Here is an 18,204-nt window from a genome sequence, read left to right as displayed (position 1 = left end):
TTCAGAAAAAGGGCGTGAATTCTAACGAAAAAACCCGCAGCAAGTGCGGGTTTCTTCAAAACGGATCAGGCAAGCTTACATTTTCTGCAAGTCGCGCTGGGCCAACTGCGCGGCGGACGTGCCCGGATATTGGGACACGACCTGCTGCAGAATGCCTTTGACCTTGTCGGGATGACCAAGGCGGCGCTCTACATCAGCCAGCTTGTACAGCGAGTCAGGCACTTTGTTGTGCTTGGGGTACAGCTGGGACACCTTGGCAAACGCCTGACCGGCCCCTTGCAGGTCGCCTTTGGCCAGGTTCACTTCGCCCAGCCAGTATTGGGCATTGCCCGCGTACTGGCTGTTGGGGTACTTGCGCAGGAAAGCGGCAAAAGCCTGGCTGGCCTTGTCGAAATCCTTGGATTTGATCAGGTCGAAGGCTGCATCGTAATACAGTTTTTCCTTCGCCGGGTCAGCCGGCTCGGTACCCGCGGCCGGTGCCTGAGCGGCAGCCGCTCCAGCACCTGCTGCTGCACCGGGGGCGTTCAAATCGCCACCGGTGGAAGAATTCTCAGGAGTTGCGGCTGGTGCAACGCCGGTTCCAATGCGCCGATCAAGATCCTGGTATCGCTCCAGGCTTTCCTGCTTCATGCGCGCTACATCATTTTGCAGAACTTCGATGATGCCTTGTTGGCGCGAGATCTGCTCCTGCATGGATTGCAGTTGGTTGAACAGCTCGCCCTGTGCCGAGACAGGGGTCGAAACCCCTCCCCCGGCATAGGCGCCGTTCGTACCGTAACCCGCGGGCGGATAACTACTTCCACTATTGCCGGAGTTGTTGTTATCGACCACAGGAACCGCAGCCCACACCGCAAGCGGTGCGAGGCTGAGAGCCAGAATAGTTACAGCACGACGGCACGTTCGCATGACGAATTACTTACGCAGTTCGACGCGACGGTTTTGGGCCCAGGACTGCTCGTCGTTGCCGGTAGCAACTGGACGCTCTTCGCCGTAGGAAACCAGTTCCAGCTGAGCTGGGGAAACGCCTTGCAGTACCAGGTAGCGCTGAACGGCTTTCGCACGACGCTCGCCCAGTGCCATGTTGTACTCACGAGTACCACGTTCGTCGGTGTTACCTTCCAGAACAACGCGAGCGCCGTTAGCTTTCAGGTCCTTGGCGTGAACGTCCAGAGCGCGCATGGCTTCTGGCTTCAGGTCCGAACTGTCGTATTCGAAGTAGAAAGTGGTGATCGCGCGCAGAGCAGCTTCTTCGCTCAGGGAGCCGTCAACTGCACCAGTGTTAGCGCCGTAACCAGCGTTTGGATCAACAGCAGCGCCTTCACCGGCATTGTCGCCGCCTTTGGACGAGCAACCTACAGCTACAGCCATGGCCAGAGCCAGCGCAGCAAATTTACCAAACTTCAGCATTTCCATCGTGAAACTCCTAATGAACCCCAGTGTGTTAAGTAAAACGTAAAGCGCCGCGTCAGTTCAGGTAAGGGGACCAGGAAGGTTCTCTGACTTCGCCTTGTGCGGTAGGAAGCGGGAGCCTTACGCGTCCATTAATGGACACGAGCATCAAGACTCCCCGGCCCTGCTGGCGGGTGGCGTAGATTACCATGGTGCCGTTGGGCGCAACAGTAGGCGACTCGTCCAGAGTGCTATCAGTGAGGATCTTTACACTACCGCGTTGCAAATCCTGGGCCGCCACCTTGAAATTGGTGAAGCCTTCCTGGCGATGAATCATGACCAGGGTCTTTTCGTCAGCCGACAGCTTAGGGTTGGCGTTGTAGTTACCGATGAAGGTCACACGCTCTGCACCACCGCCGCCTGCGCTGGTTTTGTAGATCTGCGGCTTGCCGCCACGGTCGGAGGTGAAGTAGATGGTCGAACCATCTTTACCCCAGAACGGTTCGGTGTTGATGCCGGGACCATTGGTGACGCGGGTGATCTGGCGCGAGCCCAGGTTCATCACATAGATGTCCGGGTTGCCGTCCTTGGACAGCACGAACGCCAGGCGATTGCCGTCCGGCGACCAGGCTGGTGCACCATTGAGGCCTTCGAAGTTGGTGATTTGCTCACGGCGACCGGTGTCGATGTTCTGCATGAAGATGCGCGGACGCTTCTGCTCGAACGAGACATAAGCGATGCGCTTGCCATCCGGTGCGAAACGCGGCGACAGGATCGGCTCGCGCGATTGCAGCAGGGTAACGGCACGCGCACCGTCGTAGTCCGAACGTTGCAGGGTGTAGCGAGTGTTTTTCTCGGAGAAGCGCTCGGCAGTCACGTAGAGCAGGCGAGTCGAGAAAGCACCTTTGATACCGGTGAGTTTTTCAAACGACTGGTCAGCAATGTAGTGCGACATGTCACGCAACTGGTCAACGCTGCCCGACACGCTGCCGGTCAGCACTTGCTGCTCGGTGGCGACGTTGAACAAGGCGTATTGCACCTGCAGGCGACCGCCCGCCGGAGCGATGCTGCCGACCATGACGTACTGGGCACCCAGCGCCTTGAAGTCACGGTAGATGATTTCGCTGGCCTGGCTTGGCTGGCTGATCATGTTCTGTTTCGGGATCGGCGAGTAGTAACCCGAGTTGCGCAGGTCGTTACCGATGATCTCGGCCATATCGTCCGGCAGCACGCTGCCGCCCTGGTTGGCGAACGGAACGACGGCAATCGGGGTAGCCCGATCGCTGCCGCTGGTTACCAGAATGTTTTTCTCATCGGCTACCGCCATCCCTGCCAGGCAGCAGATGGCGACAAGCATTCCTCGAAGAAGGTTTCTCACAAGGCTAGATCCTCAGGTGTGAATGTCATCTTGAATGAACGATACGGAGCAAAATCGCTCGGCTTCATTCCCTGCATTTCTGTCAAACGTCCAATATTCTTGACCGCCGCCACTGCCGAAGCATCGAACGGACCATCTCCGCTTGATCTGCCGACGGTAACCGAGGTCACTGTTCCATCCGGCAACATGCCGATTTGCAGCACGACCGTCATGCCTTTGCGTGCCGAAGGGGGACGAGCCCAGCCTTCTGCTGCACGTGCACGAATCAGGTCATCGAAACTGCCAGCGACTTCGTCACCCTGCTCGTCCGCCAAGGCCTGCTGACGTTGCGGCGTGTCGGAAAGCAGATCTGCCAAGGCCTGAGCCTTTTTGTCTTCGGCGGATTTACGTGCCGCTTCCTGCGATTTCTTCTTCGCAGCATCGGCAGCAGCTTTCTTCTTCGCGTCTTCGGCGACTTTCTTTTTCGCCTCTTCAGCGTCAGATTTCTTCTTGGCGTCTTCTGCGGCTTTCTTCTTCGCGTCTTCGACGATCTTTTTCTTGGCTTCTTCAGCGGCCGCTTTCTTGGCCTCTTCTTCAGCTGCCTTCTTGGCTTCTTCTTCAGATTTCTTCTTGGCTATATCAGCCAATTGTTTCTCTTCCGCCTTTTTGGCCTCGGCGGTCTTTTTGGCTTCGTCGGCTTTCTTGGCTTCATCAGCCTTTTTCGCCTCTTCCGCTTTCTTGGTCTCGTCGGCCTTCTTGGATTCTTCGGCTTTTTGAGCCGTATCTTCCTTCTTTTGTTCCGCAGCCTTGATGGCTTCCTGCTCGATCTTCTTCTGCTCCATCTGCTCGACTTCGGTCTGGCGCGCGGCGGATTTCTTCGCCTCACCCGCAATCTTCTGATTGGTCTGGGTGGTCGCCTGACTTTTCGATTTCAGCTGGTACAGGGTCGCCTGGACGATCGGCCTGGCCGGCGGCAGCTCCGGGGTCATGGCAAAACTGACAAACAACATGCCGAACACCAGCACGTGCAAGCCAATCGCCCAGACGCTAGGCCAGAAGTAGCTTTCCGAGGCTGTCGGCTCTCGTTGTTGCCGCATCAGGGCGCCTCGGTAATCAAGCCAACATTACCGACCCCGGCTTTCTGGAGACCGCCCATGGCACCCATGACCGATCCATAATCGACGGTCTTGTCGCCTCGAATGAAGACCTGGGTCTGCTTGCCGCCTTCGGTGCCGGCGCGAATGATCTTGGTCACCGCGTCGGTCATCTGCGGCAAGGTCATGGCCTTGTCCTGCTGTTTCTGGGTATCGACTTCGCTGCCAAGGTTCCAGTAGTAGGTCTTGTCAGCCTTGATCGAAATGGTCAGGACCTGAGTATTGTTGTCCTGCGGCAAGGCTTCGCTGGAAACCTTGGGCAGATCAACTTTCACGCCCTGATTAAGCATCGGCGCGGTCACCATGAAGATGACCAGCAGCACCAGCATCACGTCGATGTAGGGCACTACGTTCATCTCGGCGACCGGCTTGCGCTTTTTGCGAGCTCGAGCGATTAAAGCCATTGGAAATTACCTGCTTATTCTTCGCTGGTGTGCACTTTGCGGTGCAGGATCGCCTGGAATTCATCGGCGAAGGTGTAGTAGCGGCTGATCAGCGTTTCGCTGCGGGCAGCAAACCGGTTGTAGGCGATGACAGCTGGAATCGCGGCGAACAGGCCGATCGCGGTGGCGATCAGGGCTTCGGCGATACCCGGAGCCACGGTGGCCAGGGTTGCCTGCTGCGCAGTGGCCAGGCCACGGAAGGAGTTCATGATGCCCCAGACCGTACCGAACAGGCCGATATACGGGCTCACGGAACCTACTGTCGCGAGGAACGGCAGGCTCTGCTCGAGCTTTTCTTCTTCGCGGGAAATAGCGACGCGCATGGCCCGGGCCACGCCTTCCATGACCGCTTCAGGATCAACCCCTGGCTGCTGGCGCAGACGGGAGAACTCCTTGAAGCCGGCACGGAAGATCTGCTCGACGCCCGAATCCGGATCAGGGTTGCTGCCGGCCTGACGATAGAGTTTGGACAGGTCGATACCCGACCAGAAGCGCTCCTCGAAGCTCTCCAGGGCCCGTCGACCGGCGCGCAGCAAATTGCTGCGCTGAAAGATCATGATCCATGAGGTGACCGATGCGGCTACCAGGATCAGCATTACCAGTTGCACCACGATACTGGCATTGCTGACCAGGCTCCACATGGAGGAATGGTCGACGACGTTAGCTTCCACGCTTTATCTCCTGCTTTGAGTGTGTACCCGCGCCGCTCACGTCGGCAAAGGCCGCACGTAGAGCTTCGGGAATGGCCCGGGGTTTTAAACTTTCAGTGCGCACACAGGCCACCAGAAACTGCCCTTCGCAGAGCAGCACATTATCCGTTGCCCGCCTGACCTGCTGCTTGAAACGCAGGCTGGCACGGTTCAATTCGCTTACATCAGCGCTTACCAGCAATTCGTCATCCAGTCGCGCCGGCGCGTGGTAACGCGCTTCGCTGGAATGCACGACGAATAACAGGTCCTCCCCTGCCAGCTGGGATTGGGCAAAGCCCAGCTCCCGGAGCCGCTCGGTTCGAGCCCGTTCCATAAACTTGAGGTAATTAACGTAATACACGATGCCACCCGCATCGGTGTCTTCGTAATAAACGCGACAACGATGTGCGAAAGGCCCAAGCCCGTTTTGCGCGCGCATACTCTAGTGCTTACTCCTCAGGTTGCCAATCCGGCCAGGCAACTGTTTTTCATTGTTCTGCGGCTTTATCGCGAAAGCACGGTCCTCAGACAGCACAAACCCCGAATTGATCAGCCCGCAACGTGATTAATCGTCAACTGCATCGAGGGATTCGTCTACCACGGGCATCTCACCCAATCGTGACGGGATGTTTAAACCGAAGTGCAGGTACGCATGCCGGGTCACCACCCGCCCCCGGGGTGTGCGCATGATGTAGCCCTGCTGGATCAGGTACGGCTCCAGCACATCCTCGATGGTATGCCGCTCTTCGCTGATGGCTGCAGCCAGGCTGTCGACACCCACCGGGCCACCGTCGAACTTCTCGATCATGGTCAGCAGCAGGCGCCGGTCCTGATGGTCGAAGCCGCGCTCGTCGACATCCAGCAGGTTCAAGGCCAGGTCGGCGATCGGCTTGGTGATGTGCCCCTTGGCGCGAACTTCGGCGAAATCCCGCACCCGCCGCAACAGGCGGTTGGCGATACGCGGTGTACCCCGGGCACGGCGGGCGATTTCGAAGGCACCTTCCGGGTCGAGCGGCAGGCCAAGGATGTTCGCCGAACGACCGACAATCGTTGCCAGGTCCGCCGTGTTGTAGAACTCCAGGCGCTGCACGATACCGAAGCGATCCCGCAACGGATTGGTCAGCATGCCGGCTCGCGTCGTGGCGCCCACCAGGGTAAATGGCGGCAGGTCGAGCTTGATCGAGCGCGCGGCCGGGCCTTCGCCAATCATGATGTCCAGCTGGAAATCTTCCATGGCGGGGTACAGCACTTCTTCGACAATCGGCGACAGCCGATGGATTTCGTCGATGAACAGCACATCGTGAGGCTCAAGATTGGTCAACAGTGCGGCCAGGTCGCCCGGACGCTCGAGCACGGGGCCCGACGTGCTCTTGATCGAGACCCCCATTTCCTGGGCGATGATGTTGGCCAGGGTGGTTTTACCCAGACCCGGAGGACCAAAAATCAACGTGTGGTCCAGGGACTCGTTGCGTCCGCGTGCGGCCTGGATGAACAGTTCCATCTGCTCGCGGACGGTCGGCTGGCCGATGTATTCGGCCAGGCTGACCGGACGGATAGCCCGGTCCTGGACCTCTTCACGGTCCCGTGGGCCGGGTGCAGCTGTAATCAGACGATCCGCTTCAATCACTTAGATCATTCCCTTCAGGGCACGACGTATCAGGTCTTCACTGCTCAAACCTTTCTCCTTGATAGCGGAAATCGCCTTGCTGGCCTCCTGGGGCTTATAGCCCAGGGAAATCAGCGCGCTCACCGCGTCAGTTTCGGCACTGGCCACCGCAGCCACATCCGGGCCACCGGGCTGGTTCGGTACCAGGGCAAACATCGCCGGCACCGTTTCCCAAGCCTTGAAGCGATCCTTGAGCTCAACCAGCAGGCGCTCGGCAGTCTTCTTGCCCACGCCCGGCACCTTGGTCAACGCCGAGGTGTCCTGGGACTGCACGCAGCGCACCAGTTCGTCGACTTCCAGGCTCGACATCAAGGCCAGCGCCAGTTTTGGCCCCACACCATTGAGACGGATCAACTCACGAAAAAAGTCTCGCTCGCGCTTGCTGGCAAAGCCATAGAGTAACTGCGCGTCTTCACGTACGACCAAATGGGTGTGCAGCGTCAGCGGTTCGCCGACCGACGGCAGGCGATACAACGTGGTCATGGGTACTTCCAGCTCATACCCCAGTCCATTTACATCCAGAATCAGGTGCGGCGGCTGTTTTTCAGCCAATGTGCCGCGCAAGCGTCCAATCACGTTTCAGATCCTTGAGCGTTGGCCAGTACAGGGCTGGCGACTGACAGGCCAAGGGCTTCACGCCGACAACACAGGCGCAGGACCCCTGGTCCTGGAAAAGATGTGCTGATGCTATCAGAGACGCAGGCGCCCGCCACGACTGCGTGCCGTTCCCAGACCATGGGGCAGCAGGCTGGAGCGGGTGTGAGCATGGCAAATCGCAATGGCCAGGGCATCCGAAGCATCGATTTGCGGCTTGCTGGTCAGTTTGAGCATGTGCATCACCATCATCTGCACCTGTTCCTTGTTTGCCGCGCCTGTACCGGTGACGGCCTGCTTGACCTGAGTCGCGGTGTATTCGGCAATTTCCAGGTTTTCCTCGGCACCGGCAACGATCGCTGCACCGCGGGCCTGACCCAGTTTCAAGGCCGAGTCGGCGTTACGTGCCATGAACACCTTTTCGATGCCCATGGTGATCGGGCCGTACGTCTGGATGACTTCGCGCACGCCGCGATAGACGATTTGCAGGCGCTCGTGCAATTCACCGGAGCCGGTGCGAATGCAGCCCGAGGCCACGTAGACACAGCCGCGCCCGGTATCAGATACCACGCCATACCCGGTAATGCGCGAACCGGGGTCGATACCAAGAATTAGAGTCATAACGCCTGCGCAAGGAGATCGCGGTACCTCAGGATATCCCCGTGGGAGCTGCCGAAGGCTGCGATCTTTTGATTTTGGATCTTAAAGTCAAAAGATCGCAGCCTTCGGCAGCTCCTGCAGGTTTAGCGTAGGGCCTTGCAAAGACAGCGATCTTTTATATGGACATCAACCCAGCTGTGCGGCAACCGATTCCGGGATGTCCGCGTTGGAATAGACGTTCTGCACGTCATCCAGGTCTTCGAGCATGTCGAGCAGCTTGAGCACCTTCTCGGCACCCTCAAGGTCCAGCTCGGCACTGGTGGTTGGCAACATCACGATTTCTGCGTCATCACCTTTGAAACCGGCCGCTTCCAGCGCGTTACGTACGGAGTAGAACCCTGCGAACGAGGTGAATACGTCAATGGAACCGTCTTCGTTGGTGACCACGTCATCAGCGTCGGCTTCCATCGCCGCTTCGATCAACGCGTCTTCATCGACGCCCGGCGCAAAGGAAATCTGGCCCTTGCGCTCGAACAGGTAGGCCACCGAGCCATCGGTGCCCAGGTTGCCCCCGCACTTGCTGAACGCATGGCGAACTGCGGCGGCGGTGCGATTGCGGTTGTCGGTCATGCACTCGACCATCACTGCCACGCCACCTGGGCCATAACCTTCGTAGGTCAGTTCGACCATGTCGTCGGTATCGGCAGCACCCGCGCCGCGCGCTACGGCGCGATCGATGATGTCGCGACTCATGTTCGCACCCAGGGCCTTGTCCAGCGCCAGGCGCAAGCGCGGGTTGGAACCCGGGTCAGCGCCGCCCTGGCGGGCAGCAACCGTCAGCTCGCGGATCCACTTGGTGAAGATCTTGCCTTTCTTGGCATCCTGACGTTCTTTGCGGTGCTTGATGTTCGCCCACTTGGAATGACCCGCCATAACTCGCTCCGAATTCACTTTGAAACGTTGCCCGCCACGCGAACTGCGCCAGCCAGCAACCAAAAATCTCGACCTAAAGAAAAGGCGCACCCCATAAGGATGCGCCTTGACGACCCGCTTTACTCGGCTTTCGGCGTTTCGCGCAGACGAATGTGCAATTCGCGCAATGCCTTGGCATCGACTGCACCCGGAGCCTGAGTCATGACATCAGCCGCGCTCTGGGTTTTCGGGAACGCAATCACTTCACGGATCGACTGGGCGCCGGTCATCAGCATGACCAGGCGGTCCAGGCCGAAGGCCAGGCCACCGTGGGGCGGTGCACCGTACTTCAGGGCGTCAAGCAGGAAGCCGAATTTCTCTTCCTGTTCCGCTTCGTCGATGCCGAGCAGGCGGAACACCGTCTGCTGCATTTCCTTGCGGTGGATACGGATCGAACCGCCACCCAGCTCGGTGCCGTTGAGCACCATATCGTAGGCACGGGACAGAGCGGTCGCCGGGCTGGCTTCGAGCTCTTGTGGCGTGCACTTCGGCGCGGTGAACGGGTGATGCAAGGCACTGAAGCTGCCGTCGTCGTTCTCTTCGAACATCGGGAAGTCGACGACCCACATCGGCGCCCACTCGCAGGTCAGCAGGTTCAGGTCGTTGCCGACCTTGATCCGCAGCGCGCCCAGGGCTTCGCTGACGATCTTGGCTTTGTCGGCACCGAAGAACACGATGTCGCCGTCGACCGCGCCAACGCGATCAAGGATCACATTGAGGTTGGCTTCAGGGATGTTCTTGACGATAGGCGACTGCAGGCCTTCGACGCCTTTGGCGCGCTCGTTGACCTTGATGTACGCCAGGCCCTTGGCACCGTAGATGCCGACGAACTTGGTATAGTCGTCGATCTTGCTGCGCGGCATGCTCGCCCCGCCCGGTACGCGCAAAGCTGCGATACGGCTTTTCGGGTCATTGGCCGGGCCGCTGAACACCTTGAAGTCGACTTCCTTGAGCTGGTCGGCAACGTCAACCAGTTCCAGCGGGTTACGCAGGTCCGGCTTGTCGGAACCGTAACGACGCATGGCCTCTTCGAAGGTCATGTGCGGGAAGTCGCCGAATTCCAGATCCAGCACTTCCTTGAACAGGTTGCGGATCATCTGTTCGGTGATGCCCATGATCTCTGTTTCATCGAGAAAGCTGGTCTCGATGTCGATCTGGGTGAATTCCGGCTGGCGGTCAGCCCGCAGGTCTTCGTCACGGAAGCATTTGGCGATCTGGTAGTAACGGTCGAAGCCGGCAACCATCAGCAATTGCTTGAACAGCTGTGGCGATTGCGGCAAGGCGAAGAACGAACCGGCGTGCGTGCGGCTCGGCACCAGGTAGTCACGTGCGCCTTCAGGCGTGGCGCGGGTCAGGATCGGCGTCTCGACGTCGAGGAAGCCGTGCTCGTCCAGGAAGCGACGGATGCTGGTGGTCATGCGCGAACGCAGACGCAGCTTCTCGAGCATTTCCGGGCGACGCAGGTCGAGGAAGCGATAGCGCAGGCGGGTTTCTTCGCCAACGTCGGAGAACTCGTTCAGCGGGAACGGCGGAGTTTCCGACTCGTTCAGCACTTCAAGTTCGTAGCCCAGCACTTCGATCATGCCCGACGCCATGTTGGCGTTGGTGGCACCGGCCGGACGCAGGCGCACCTTGCCGGTGACCTTGACCACATATTCGCTGCGCACGCGGTCGGCGACGGCGAAGGTTTCAGCGCGGTCCGGGTCGAACACCACCTGGGCCAGACCGTCACGATCACGGATATCGAGGAAAATCACCCCACCGTGGTCACGGCGACGGTGAACCCATCCGCAAAGGGTAATTTCCTGGCCGTCCAGGCTTTCGTTCAGTTGGCCGCAATAATGGCTGCGCATCATGGTAATGGTTTCACTTCTCGTAATTCGAAATTCGGTAGGAGGTCTTGCCCATCTCAGGAGCTGGATGATGCAGGAGCTCGCACGTGTCGTTCAACTCGGACCCTGGAATCTAGTCAGCTTTGTCGCCGCCGGCCAGGTTCTTCTTGGAGCCGGTCTTGAAATCGGTTTCGTACCAGCCGGTGCCGCTGAGGCGGAAGCCCGGCATGGACAGCATCTTCTTCAGCTCTGGTGCCTGGCACGCAGGGCAGTCGACCAGCGCCGGAGCGCTGATCTTTTGAATGGCTTCCAACTGATGACCACAGGAAGCACATTGATAGTCGTACATCGGCATGGGGGTTGTCTCGGCGATCAGATTGCTACCGCAGACTCGGGGTTTTGCGGCAAAGAGCGGGATTATATCCATTAAATGCAGCCAGTGCAGCCGTAAGACTGCACAGACCGACACTCTGCAACTTTCACCCTGCCGCCCCGGTCAATGGGGCGCTCGACGAGCAAGCCCGCGCCTGTGCAAGCGAAGGAAAAATGGGATATCCAGATGACTTTTTAACCACCCTCGCAGGATTTTACTGCAACTGCAGGGAGATCATGGATGACGGTCCTGCTCCGTACAGTTTCCTGCAACACCCGGTGCAAAATCGTTCGAGGTGAAGGGTGTCGGACCACGCACGGGTGACACCCCAAGGATGCCAGCCGTGCGCACGCGCCTTATTGATCCAGCAAGGAACGCAGCATCCACGCGGTTTTTTCGTGAACCTGCATGCGCTGGGTCAGCAGGTCGGCAGTCGGTTCGTCACTGACCTTGTCGAGCAGTGGGAAAATACCCCGCGCGGTGCGGGTGACGGCTTCCTGACCGGCAACCAGCTGCCGAATCATGTCCTCGGCATTCGGCACACCCTCTTCTTCCTTTATGGAAGACAGGCGCGCATAGATGGAATAGGCACCCGGTGCCGGAAACCCGAGGGCGCGAATGCGCTCGGCGATCGAATCCACGGCCAGGGCCAACTCGTTGTATTGCTCTTCGAACATCAGGTGCAGGGTCCGAAACATCGGCCCCGTGACGTTCCAATGGAAGTTGTGGGTTTTCAGATAAAGCACATAAGTGTCCGACAGCAGGCGCGACAGTCCGTCGACGATGGACTTGCGGTCTTCTTCACTGATACCAATATCAATTGCCATGCGGTTCCCCTAAAGGTGATTGATTCCATCCAACAGGTGCAGGGACCACTCTAGCAAGGCTGTCGCCACACCGCAGCACCGGATGGCCAGTCCCCGTGCGACAAATTGCCCGCATGACGCCGCTGGACTGCCTGATTTGAGTAGCCACAAGCTTTGCTGTTAAATAGGCAGTGTGTCGCCAGCGTCTATTTTTCCGGACGCTGCGCATAGGCTGACTTCGGGTACGTGCCCAACGCCTCTTATTGTTCTGAAGCGAACCGTGCTCCGTCAGCTCTTCCTTGTGATCCGTCTTAACGTGAGTTAATCAAAATGTTGAAAATCGTCCACCTGCTAATGGGCGCAGCAGCCTTGCTGCTGTCCTTCATCCCTAGCCTGCGATCCGAAGCTGTTCCTTACCTGCTGCAACCCGATGCACTGTACCTGGCCTTTTTCGGCCTGCTCAACCTTACCCTCGCGCCTGTCATTCCCTACTGGAACAAAGGCCCGCGTCATCAACTGCAGAACCTGGTCAGCGCCTTGCTGGTCCTGGCTGTCGTATTGCAGACACTGACGCTTCTTGCGGAGATTGCGTTTGTCTCCGGTCAACCCAACGTGCTGTTCAGCCTGGCTGCTGCCGTCATAGCCGTCCTCCTGCACCTGGCGATCAGCTTCTACAAATCTTCACCGGCCGCCGCTTCGCCCAGCTACGACATGACCAACCGCGATACCGGCACCGTCAAGTGGTTCAACACTTCCAAGGGTTTTGGCTTTATTTCCCGTGACTCCGGCGATGATATCTTTGTGCATTTCCGGGCCATTCGTGGCGAAGGTCACCGCGTCCTGGTCGAAGGCCAGCGCGTGGAGTTCTCCGTGATGAATCGCGACAAGGGCCTGCAAGCCGAAGACGTGATCGCGGCTCTGCCGCGACGCTGATTCCCGGCTGAAAAAAACCGCGAACAGCCCGGCTGTTCGCGGTTTTTTTATGCCTACCCTTTAGTAATGGGGCGGCGGGGCTTCTTCTTCGGAAGACTCGAACTGCCCGACCATTTCCTCCTGACGTCGAATCAGGGCCGCCATCTGCAGCTGCAGCCGCTCGACGACGACCTGCTGCGCCACCAGTACATCGTTGAGGGTGTTAATGGTGTCATCCTGAAATGCCAGGCGGCTTTCCAGGTCATTGATGCGCTCCTCAAGACTCATGATTCAACCCTCCAGAAACGTGAAATCTTCAGTTAACACCCGCTGCAGCCGTTCGCGGACAGCTGCTACCTGCTCGGCACTGTACGGCACGGCCGGATGTTTGCCCCAGACCGGGGCCGGCCAGGCAGCGTCCTCGCGCTTGCGCACAATGACATGCATGTGCAACTGGCTGACCACATTACCCAGCGCTGCAATGTTCAGCTTGTCAGCGTCGAACGAGTCCTTCAGCGTCTGCGCCAACGCTGAAGTCTCCTGCCACAGCTGCAGCTGATCAGCGACATCCAACTGAAATATCTCGCTGATATCCTCGCGGCGTGGCACCAGGATGAACCAGGGGTAATTCGAATCGTTGGACAAGAGCAGCCGACAGAGCGGGAAATCCCCTATCGGTAAGGTGTCTTGTTGAAGTCGTGAATCCAAGGCAAACACTGTGCGCACTCCGGCAGATGATCATTTACAACCTGGCCTCATCTTCAACGACGCTTGACCAGGCGACAGTTGAGCAGCATACCTGCGAACGTCGCTCGCTTCACGACCATCGACGACGGCAGGCAGCACGCTCCGACATGGGCCTTTTCTGTGCAAGACGCACCATTTCAGCACGAACCAGGAAGGCGAAAGCGCTGAAGTGACTGATTATCAAGGCGACGCTCCAAACCACATCATGGCCGCGCTGAGTGAATTGCGCACAGTGCTGCAAATTTTTTGCACCAAAACCGCACATTGCGTCTACGCTGGTGGGTCGGGGATCCACCTTTTACTCACTTGCGGGGTGAACCGGTAACATTTTGACTTGTCGCGCTGATAGCCAGAACGGTGAAACACGATGCCAATCCCGGCGTCAAGCTCGAACCTCGGGGCACGAACCCCCCGGTTTTATGAGGCCTTTACGGCTTTTGGCGATATTTCAGAAAAAAAACAGAAAGATTTCCGATTTGAGCACGCTTGTTGCATTCACACCCACATCGCCTTTTGCGCCTCCGCTGGAAGTGGAAGCCGCCAGGCATATAAAAACAGTGGCAAGGTAGCCCGATGGAGATTCACTCGTTTCACCAGGGACCCTTTTTACCGATGCTCAGGCCTTGGAAAACAACAAACAAGTTGTCAGTCCTCTTGCATTGGGGCTGTAAATTTGCGACATCTACCCAGCTGTTTGCGACAGGGTCGTAAAGATGCTGAAAGGTTAGATGCGCAAGTATCGCCAACATGGTCGGCGTGATATAAGTTTGCGCCGACACAAAAAGAAAGAGCCGCCCAGATAATAAAACAGGTGGGACGGCAGTACTCTTCTAAAACCAAAGGAGCAAATCACGATGCGCGTGATGAAGTGGAGCATGATCGCACTGGCAGTTGCAGCAGCAGCCAGCACTCAAATGGCTACGGCCGCACCTTTCGTAGGCGACCAGGCCGAAGCCAAAGGTTTTGTTGAAGACAGCACTTTCAACGTGCTGCTCCGCAACTACTACTTCAACCGTAACAAGAAAGACGGCGCAGTCGATGACAAAGACTGGACCCAGGGTTTCCACGGTGTGTTCAACTCTGGCTACACCCAGGGCACCGTGGGTGTTGGTATTGACGCTTTCGGTTACCTCGCCATCAAACTGGACGGTTCCGACAAGTACTCGGGTTCGGGTAACCTGAGCACCAACGCTGCTGGCGAAAACAATGACAGCCAGGGTAAAGCAGGCGCTGCACTTAAAGTTCGCATCTCCAAGACCGAACTGAAAGCGGGCGACATGCAGCCTAGCACCGCACCAGTATTTGCTGTTGGCGGTTCCCGTATCCTTCCGCAAACTGCCAGCGGTTTCCAACTGCAAAGCAGCGAGATCAAAGACCTTGACCTCGAAGCCGGTCACTTCTACTCGGCGACCAGCCAGGACAAAAACGGCCGTGACGGCGGTCTGTGGGCCAACTACGCTGGCGTCGAAGCTGACACCATCAACTACGGTGGTGCCAAATACGGCATCAACGAAAACTTCAGCGTATCGCTGTACGGCGCTCAGCTCGAAGACATCTGGAACCAGTACTACGCCAACGCCAACTACACCATCCCTATGGGTGGCGATCAGTCGGTGAACCTGGACGGTAACATCTACCGCACAGACGATTCCGGTAGTGCTGAAGCAGGCGACATCAGCAACACCGCGTTCTCCCTGGCAGCTGCTTTCTCGTTCCTGAAAGCGCACACCCTGACCGTTGGCTTCCAGAAAATCAACGGCGACACCCCGTTCGACTACGTCGGCGTGGGTAAAAACAACCGTGGCGGCGACTCGATCTTCCTCGCCAACTCCATCCAGTACTCTGACTTCAACGGTCCTGGCGAGAAGTCGGCCCAAGTACGCTACGACCTGAAAATGGCCGAGTACGGCGTTCCTGGTCTGAGCTTCATGACCCGTTACGTGAAAGGTTGGGACATCGACGGCTCCAACGCTCCGGTGAATGGCGCTTACGCTGGCCTGTACGGCGAAGATGGCAAACACCACGAAACCAACGTTGAAGCCAAGTACGTAGTACAAAACGGCCCGGCTAAAGACCTGTCTTTCCGCATTCGTCAAGCATGGCACCGCGCCAACGCTGACCAAGGCGAAGGCAGCATCGACGAGTTCCGCCTGATCGTTGACTACCCGCTGTCGATCTTGTAATCGAAAGCTGTTAGTTAGCTCTAGATAAAAAAAGGCCCATCTTCGGATGGGCCTTTTTTATTGTTTGCAGCTTATGCCTGTTACTGCACGGCCCCTTCCTGAACCACTCGAATCACCCGTTGCGGAAACGGAATATCGATACCAGCGGTTTTAAGACGATCCCGGGATTGCTCGTTGAACATGAACATCACGTCCCAGTAATCAGCAGTCTTGACCCAAACGCGCAGGGAAACAGTAATCGAACTGTCGCCCAGGGTGGAGATGACCGCTTGTGGCGCCGGCTCAGCCAATACGCGTTCGTCCTTCGCCAGGTCGAGCAACACTTCACGGGCCTTTTGCAAGTCCGCTTCGTAATCCACGCCCACATCGAACACGACTTTGCGGGTTGGCTGACGGTTGGTGTTGGTAATGATGCCGTTGGACAAGTTGCCATTGGGCACGATGATGGTCTTGTTATCACCGGTACGCAGCACAGTATGGAAAATCTGGATACTGTCCACGGTACCCGAAACACCCTGCGCTTCAATCCAGTCACCGATCCGGAACGGACGGAACAGCAAAATCAACACCCCGCCGGCAAAGTTCGCCAGGCTGCCCTGCAATGCCAGGCCGATGGCCAGGCCTGCCGCACCGATCGCCGCGACAAAGGAGGTGGTTTCCACGCCAATCATCGACGCGACGCTGACGATCAGCAACACTTTCAGGATGATGTTCGCCAGGCTGCTGATGAAGCCCTGCAACGCCAGGTCGGCGTTACGCAGTGCCAGCAGGCCGCCGAGTTTCTGCGTGACCTTGTTGATCAGCCACCAGCCGATGGCCAGGGTAATGATGGCGAGCAGCACGCGGCTGCCGTATTCCATGATCATTGGAATCCAGGCTTGGGACGCCTTGACCAGGTTGTCCACTTCAGCATTCAAATCCATTGTTGCTCTCCTTCGAAATCAATCGCGGAAGTTGTTGAACTGCAGCGGCATGTCGAAGGTTTTGGCGCGCAGTGCGGCGATAGCCTCCTGCAGATCGTCACGCTTTTTCCCGGTAATGCGTACTTGCTCGCCCTGAATGGCGGCCTGCACCTTGAGCTTGGCATCCTTGACGTGGGCGACGATCTTCTTCGCCAGCTCCTTGTCGATGCCTTCCTTCAGTACGGCTTCCTGCTTCATCAGCTTGCCCGATGCATAGGCGTCCTTGACCTCAAGGCACTGCACATCGATTTTGCGCTTGACCAGTGCCAGCTTGAGGATCTCAATCATGGCTTCAAGCTGAAAATCGGCTTCTGCGGTCAGGTTGACGGTCAGGTCTTTTTCCTTGAATTCGAAGGTGCCCTTGCCTTTCAGGTCATAGCGGCGATCGAGTTCCTTGACGGCGTTTTCGACCGCGTTGGTGACTTCGTGTTTGTCCAGTTCGGATACCACGTCGAACGACGGCATGTAATCTCTCCAGTAAAAGGGGTGCCCATGGAGCACGCCTGGCTTGCGGTTAAAATCCGCGCTGATTATAACGGGTCTTTCCGATCATTCACTGCGAGCCTCCGATGCGCGTCATAAACAGAGCAAAAAGCTGATGTCGACCACCTGGCACATCCTCGGTGCGGGCAGCCTCGGCACCCTATGGGCCACTCGTCTGGCTCGGGCCGGGGTGCCGGTCACGCTGATTGTGCGAGATCAGGCGCGACTGCAGGCCTACGAGGCGCAAGGCGCGCTGACCCTGGTCGAACATGGCGAGGCGCGCAGCTACCCGATCCCGGCGCAGACACCGGACAGCGCCGAGCCAATCAGGCGCCTGCTGGTCGCCTGCAAGGCCTATGACGCCGAGAGCGCCGTGGCCCAACTGGCGCCGCGCCTGGCACCCGACGCCGAGTTGATCCTGCTGCAAAATGGGTTGGGCAGCCAGGACGCCGTTGCCGCCCGGGTTCCCCACGCTCGCTGCCTATACGCTTCAAGCACCGAAGGGGCGTTTCGCGACGGCGACTGGCGAGTGGTCTTTGCCGGCCACGGCTATACCTGGCTGGGGGACGCCAGCCACCCGGTGCCGCCGATCTGGCTGGATGATCTGACAGCCGCCGGCATTCCCCATGAATGGAGCACCGACATCCTGACCCGGCTGTGGCGCAAACTGGCGCTCAACTGTGCGATCAATCCGCTCACCGTCCTGCACCAGTGCCGCAATGGCGGGCTTGAAGCGCATCATTGCGAAGTCGCCACACTCTGCGGTGAACTGAGCGAGCTGCTCCAACGCTGCGGCCAGCCGGCTGCCGCCGAGGATTTGCAGCAGGAAGTAGAGCGCGTGATCCACGCCACTGCGGCGAATTACTCGTCCATGTACCAGGATGTCGACAGCCAGCGGCGCACCGAGATCAGCTACCTGCTGGGTTACGCCTGTAAAGCCGCGCGCCGGCACTCGCTGCACCTGCCACACCTGGAGCAGCTCGAGTCGCGCCTGATCGCCCATCTGCAAAGCCTTGGATTGCCCAGCGACTAAGCAGCGGCT

General features: G+C 58.2%; 21 protein-coding genes. 3 read left to right on the top strand and 18 right to left on the bottom strand.

Annotated features, from left to right (window positions below):
• Positions 1–75 precede the first annotated feature (75 nt).
• The 14 genes from ybgF to AAEZ09_RS15540 all read right to left on the bottom strand — a co-directional run bounded on the left by ybgF (position 76) and on the right by AAEZ09_RS15540 (position 11,896).
• Positions 76–906: a tol-pal system protein YbgF gene (gene ybgF, locus AAEZ09_RS15605; protein ID WP_350599963.1), complete on the bottom strand. Its 831-nt coding sequence runs from the start codon at positions 904–906 to the stop codon at positions 76–78.
• Between the two features lie 6 nt (positions 907–912).
• Entirely contained in the window at positions 913–1,413 is a 501-nt protein-coding gene (gene pal / locus AAEZ09_RS15600; RefSeq protein WP_045058224.1) for a peptidoglycan-associated lipoprotein Pal, read from the bottom strand.
• A 52-nt stretch (positions 1,414–1,465) separates the two neighbouring features.
• A complete protein-coding gene (gene tolB / locus AAEZ09_RS15595; protein ID WP_209012670.1) occupies positions 1,466–2,746 on the bottom strand; it encodes a Tol-Pal system beta propeller repeat protein TolB in 1,281 nt (426 codons plus the stop codon).
• 17 nt (positions 2,747–2,763) lie between these two features.
• A complete protein-coding gene (gene tolA / locus AAEZ09_RS15590; RefSeq protein ID WP_045058226.1) occupies positions 2,764–3,843 on the bottom strand; it encodes a cell envelope integrity protein TolA in 1,080 nt (359 codons plus the stop codon).
• The gene (gene tolR, locus AAEZ09_RS15585) at positions 3,843–4,295 is read right to left on the bottom strand and encodes a protein TolR (protein WP_163019479.1); all 453 of its coding nucleotides are present in this window, start codon (positions 4,293–4,295) and stop codon (positions 3,843–3,845) included. The genes tolA and tolR overlap by 1 nt, the downstream gene beginning before the upstream one ends.
• A gap of 23 nt (positions 4,296–4,318) precedes the next feature.
• Positions 4,319–5,014: a protein TolQ gene (gene tolQ / locus AAEZ09_RS15580; protein WP_017340467.1), complete on the bottom strand. Its 696-nt coding sequence runs from the start codon at positions 5,012–5,014 to the stop codon at positions 4,319–4,321.
• Positions 5,004–5,471, bottom strand: a complete 468-nt coding sequence (gene ybgC / locus AAEZ09_RS15575) for a tol-pal system-associated acyl-CoA thioesterase (RefSeq protein ID WP_350599962.1) — start codon at positions 5,469–5,471, stop codon at positions 5,004–5,006. The genes tolQ and ybgC overlap by 11 nt, the downstream gene beginning before the upstream one ends.
• Positions 5,472–5,597: 126 nt before the next feature.
• On the bottom strand, positions 5,598–6,659 hold the full coding sequence (gene ruvB, locus AAEZ09_RS15570; protein ID WP_045058229.1) for a Holliday junction branch migration DNA helicase RuvB: 1,062 nt from the start codon (positions 6,657–6,659) through the stop codon (positions 5,598–5,600).
• On the bottom strand, positions 6,660–7,274 hold the full coding sequence (gene ruvA / locus AAEZ09_RS15565) for a Holliday junction branch migration protein RuvA (protein WP_045058230.1): 615 nt from the start codon (positions 7,272–7,274) through the stop codon (positions 6,660–6,662).
• Between the two features lie 114 nt (positions 7,275–7,388).
• Positions 7,389–7,913, bottom strand: coding sequence for a crossover junction endodeoxyribonuclease RuvC (gene ruvC, locus AAEZ09_RS15560; RefSeq protein WP_045058231.1), 525 nt, complete (start codon positions 7,911–7,913; stop codon positions 7,389–7,391).
• A 165-nt stretch (positions 7,914–8,078) separates the two neighbouring features.
• The gene (locus AAEZ09_RS15555; RefSeq protein ID WP_045058232.1) at positions 8,079–8,825 is read right to left on the bottom strand and encodes a YebC/PmpR family DNA-binding transcriptional regulator; all 747 of its coding nucleotides are present in this window, start codon (positions 8,823–8,825) and stop codon (positions 8,079–8,081) included.
• A 119-nt stretch (positions 8,826–8,944) separates the two neighbouring features.
• Positions 8,945–10,720: an aspartate--tRNA ligase gene (aspS, locus tag AAEZ09_RS15550; RefSeq protein ID WP_350599960.1), complete on the bottom strand. Its 1,776-nt coding sequence runs from the start codon at positions 10,718–10,720 to the stop codon at positions 8,945–8,947.
• Between the two features lie 109 nt (positions 10,721–10,829).
• A complete protein-coding gene (locus AAEZ09_RS15545; RefSeq protein WP_045058234.1) occupies positions 10,830–11,051 on the bottom strand; it encodes an FmdB family zinc ribbon protein in 222 nt (73 codons plus the stop codon).
• Between the two features lie 374 nt (positions 11,052–11,425).
• The gene (locus AAEZ09_RS15540) at positions 11,426–11,896 is read right to left on the bottom strand and encodes a Dps family protein (protein WP_045058235.1); all 471 of its coding nucleotides are present in this window, start codon (positions 11,894–11,896) and stop codon (positions 11,426–11,428) included.
• A 309-nt stretch (positions 11,897–12,205) separates the two neighbouring features.
• Between AAEZ09_RS15540 and AAEZ09_RS15535 the strand changes: the two genes are divergently transcribed.
• Positions 12,206–12,808 (top strand): cold-shock protein, encoded by a 603-nt coding sequence (locus AAEZ09_RS15535; protein ID WP_350599959.1) that lies wholly within the window; start codon positions 12,206–12,208, stop codon positions 12,806–12,808.
• 60 nt (positions 12,809–12,868) lie between these two features.
• Here AAEZ09_RS15535 and AAEZ09_RS15530 read toward each other — a convergent pair whose 3' ends face one another.
• Positions 12,869–13,075: a SlyX family protein gene (locus AAEZ09_RS15530; protein ID WP_045058237.1), complete on the bottom strand. Its 207-nt coding sequence runs from the start codon at positions 13,073–13,075 to the stop codon at positions 12,869–12,871.
• A gap of 3 nt (positions 13,076–13,078) precedes the next feature.
• Positions 13,079–13,504, bottom strand: coding sequence for an HIT domain-containing protein (locus AAEZ09_RS15525; protein WP_350599958.1), 426 nt, complete (start codon positions 13,502–13,504; stop codon positions 13,079–13,081).
• An 884-nt stretch (positions 13,505–14,388) separates the two neighbouring features.
• Between AAEZ09_RS15525 and AAEZ09_RS15520 the strand changes: the two genes are divergently transcribed.
• Complete coding sequence (locus tag AAEZ09_RS15520) at positions 14,389–15,717, top strand: OprD family porin (protein WP_045058239.1); 1,329 nt, start codon at positions 14,389–14,391, stop codon at positions 15,715–15,717.
• A gap of 80 nt (positions 15,718–15,797) precedes the next feature.
• Here AAEZ09_RS15520 and AAEZ09_RS15515 read toward each other — a convergent pair whose 3' ends face one another.
• Positions 15,798–16,640, bottom strand: a complete 843-nt coding sequence (locus AAEZ09_RS15515; RefSeq protein ID WP_045058240.1) for a mechanosensitive ion channel family protein — start codon at positions 16,638–16,640, stop codon at positions 15,798–15,800.
• Positions 16,641–16,658: 18 nt separating this feature from the next.
• Positions 16,659–17,144 carry a YajQ family cyclic di-GMP-binding protein gene (locus AAEZ09_RS15510; RefSeq protein WP_007906601.1) on the bottom strand — a complete coding sequence of 162 codons (486 nt, stop codon included), beginning with the start codon at positions 17,142–17,144 and terminating at the stop codon, positions 16,659–16,661.
• 133 nt (positions 17,145–17,277) lie between these two features.
• On the opposite strand from AAEZ09_RS15510, the gene AAEZ09_RS15505 reads away from it, so the two are divergent.
• On the top strand, positions 17,278–18,195 hold the full coding sequence (locus AAEZ09_RS15505) for a putative 2-dehydropantoate 2-reductase (protein ID WP_045058241.1): 918 nt from the start codon (positions 17,278–17,280) through the stop codon (positions 18,193–18,195).
• Positions 18,196–18,204 lie beyond the last annotated feature (9 nt).

Source organism: Pseudomonas sp. 65/3-MNA-CIBAN-0223 (assembly GCF_040310425.1).
GTDB classification, from domain to species: Bacteria; Pseudomonadota; Gammaproteobacteria; order Pseudomonadales; family Pseudomonadaceae; genus Aquipseudomonas; species Aquipseudomonas gregormendelii.
This window is presented reverse-complemented; position numbering and strand designations above follow the sequence as displayed.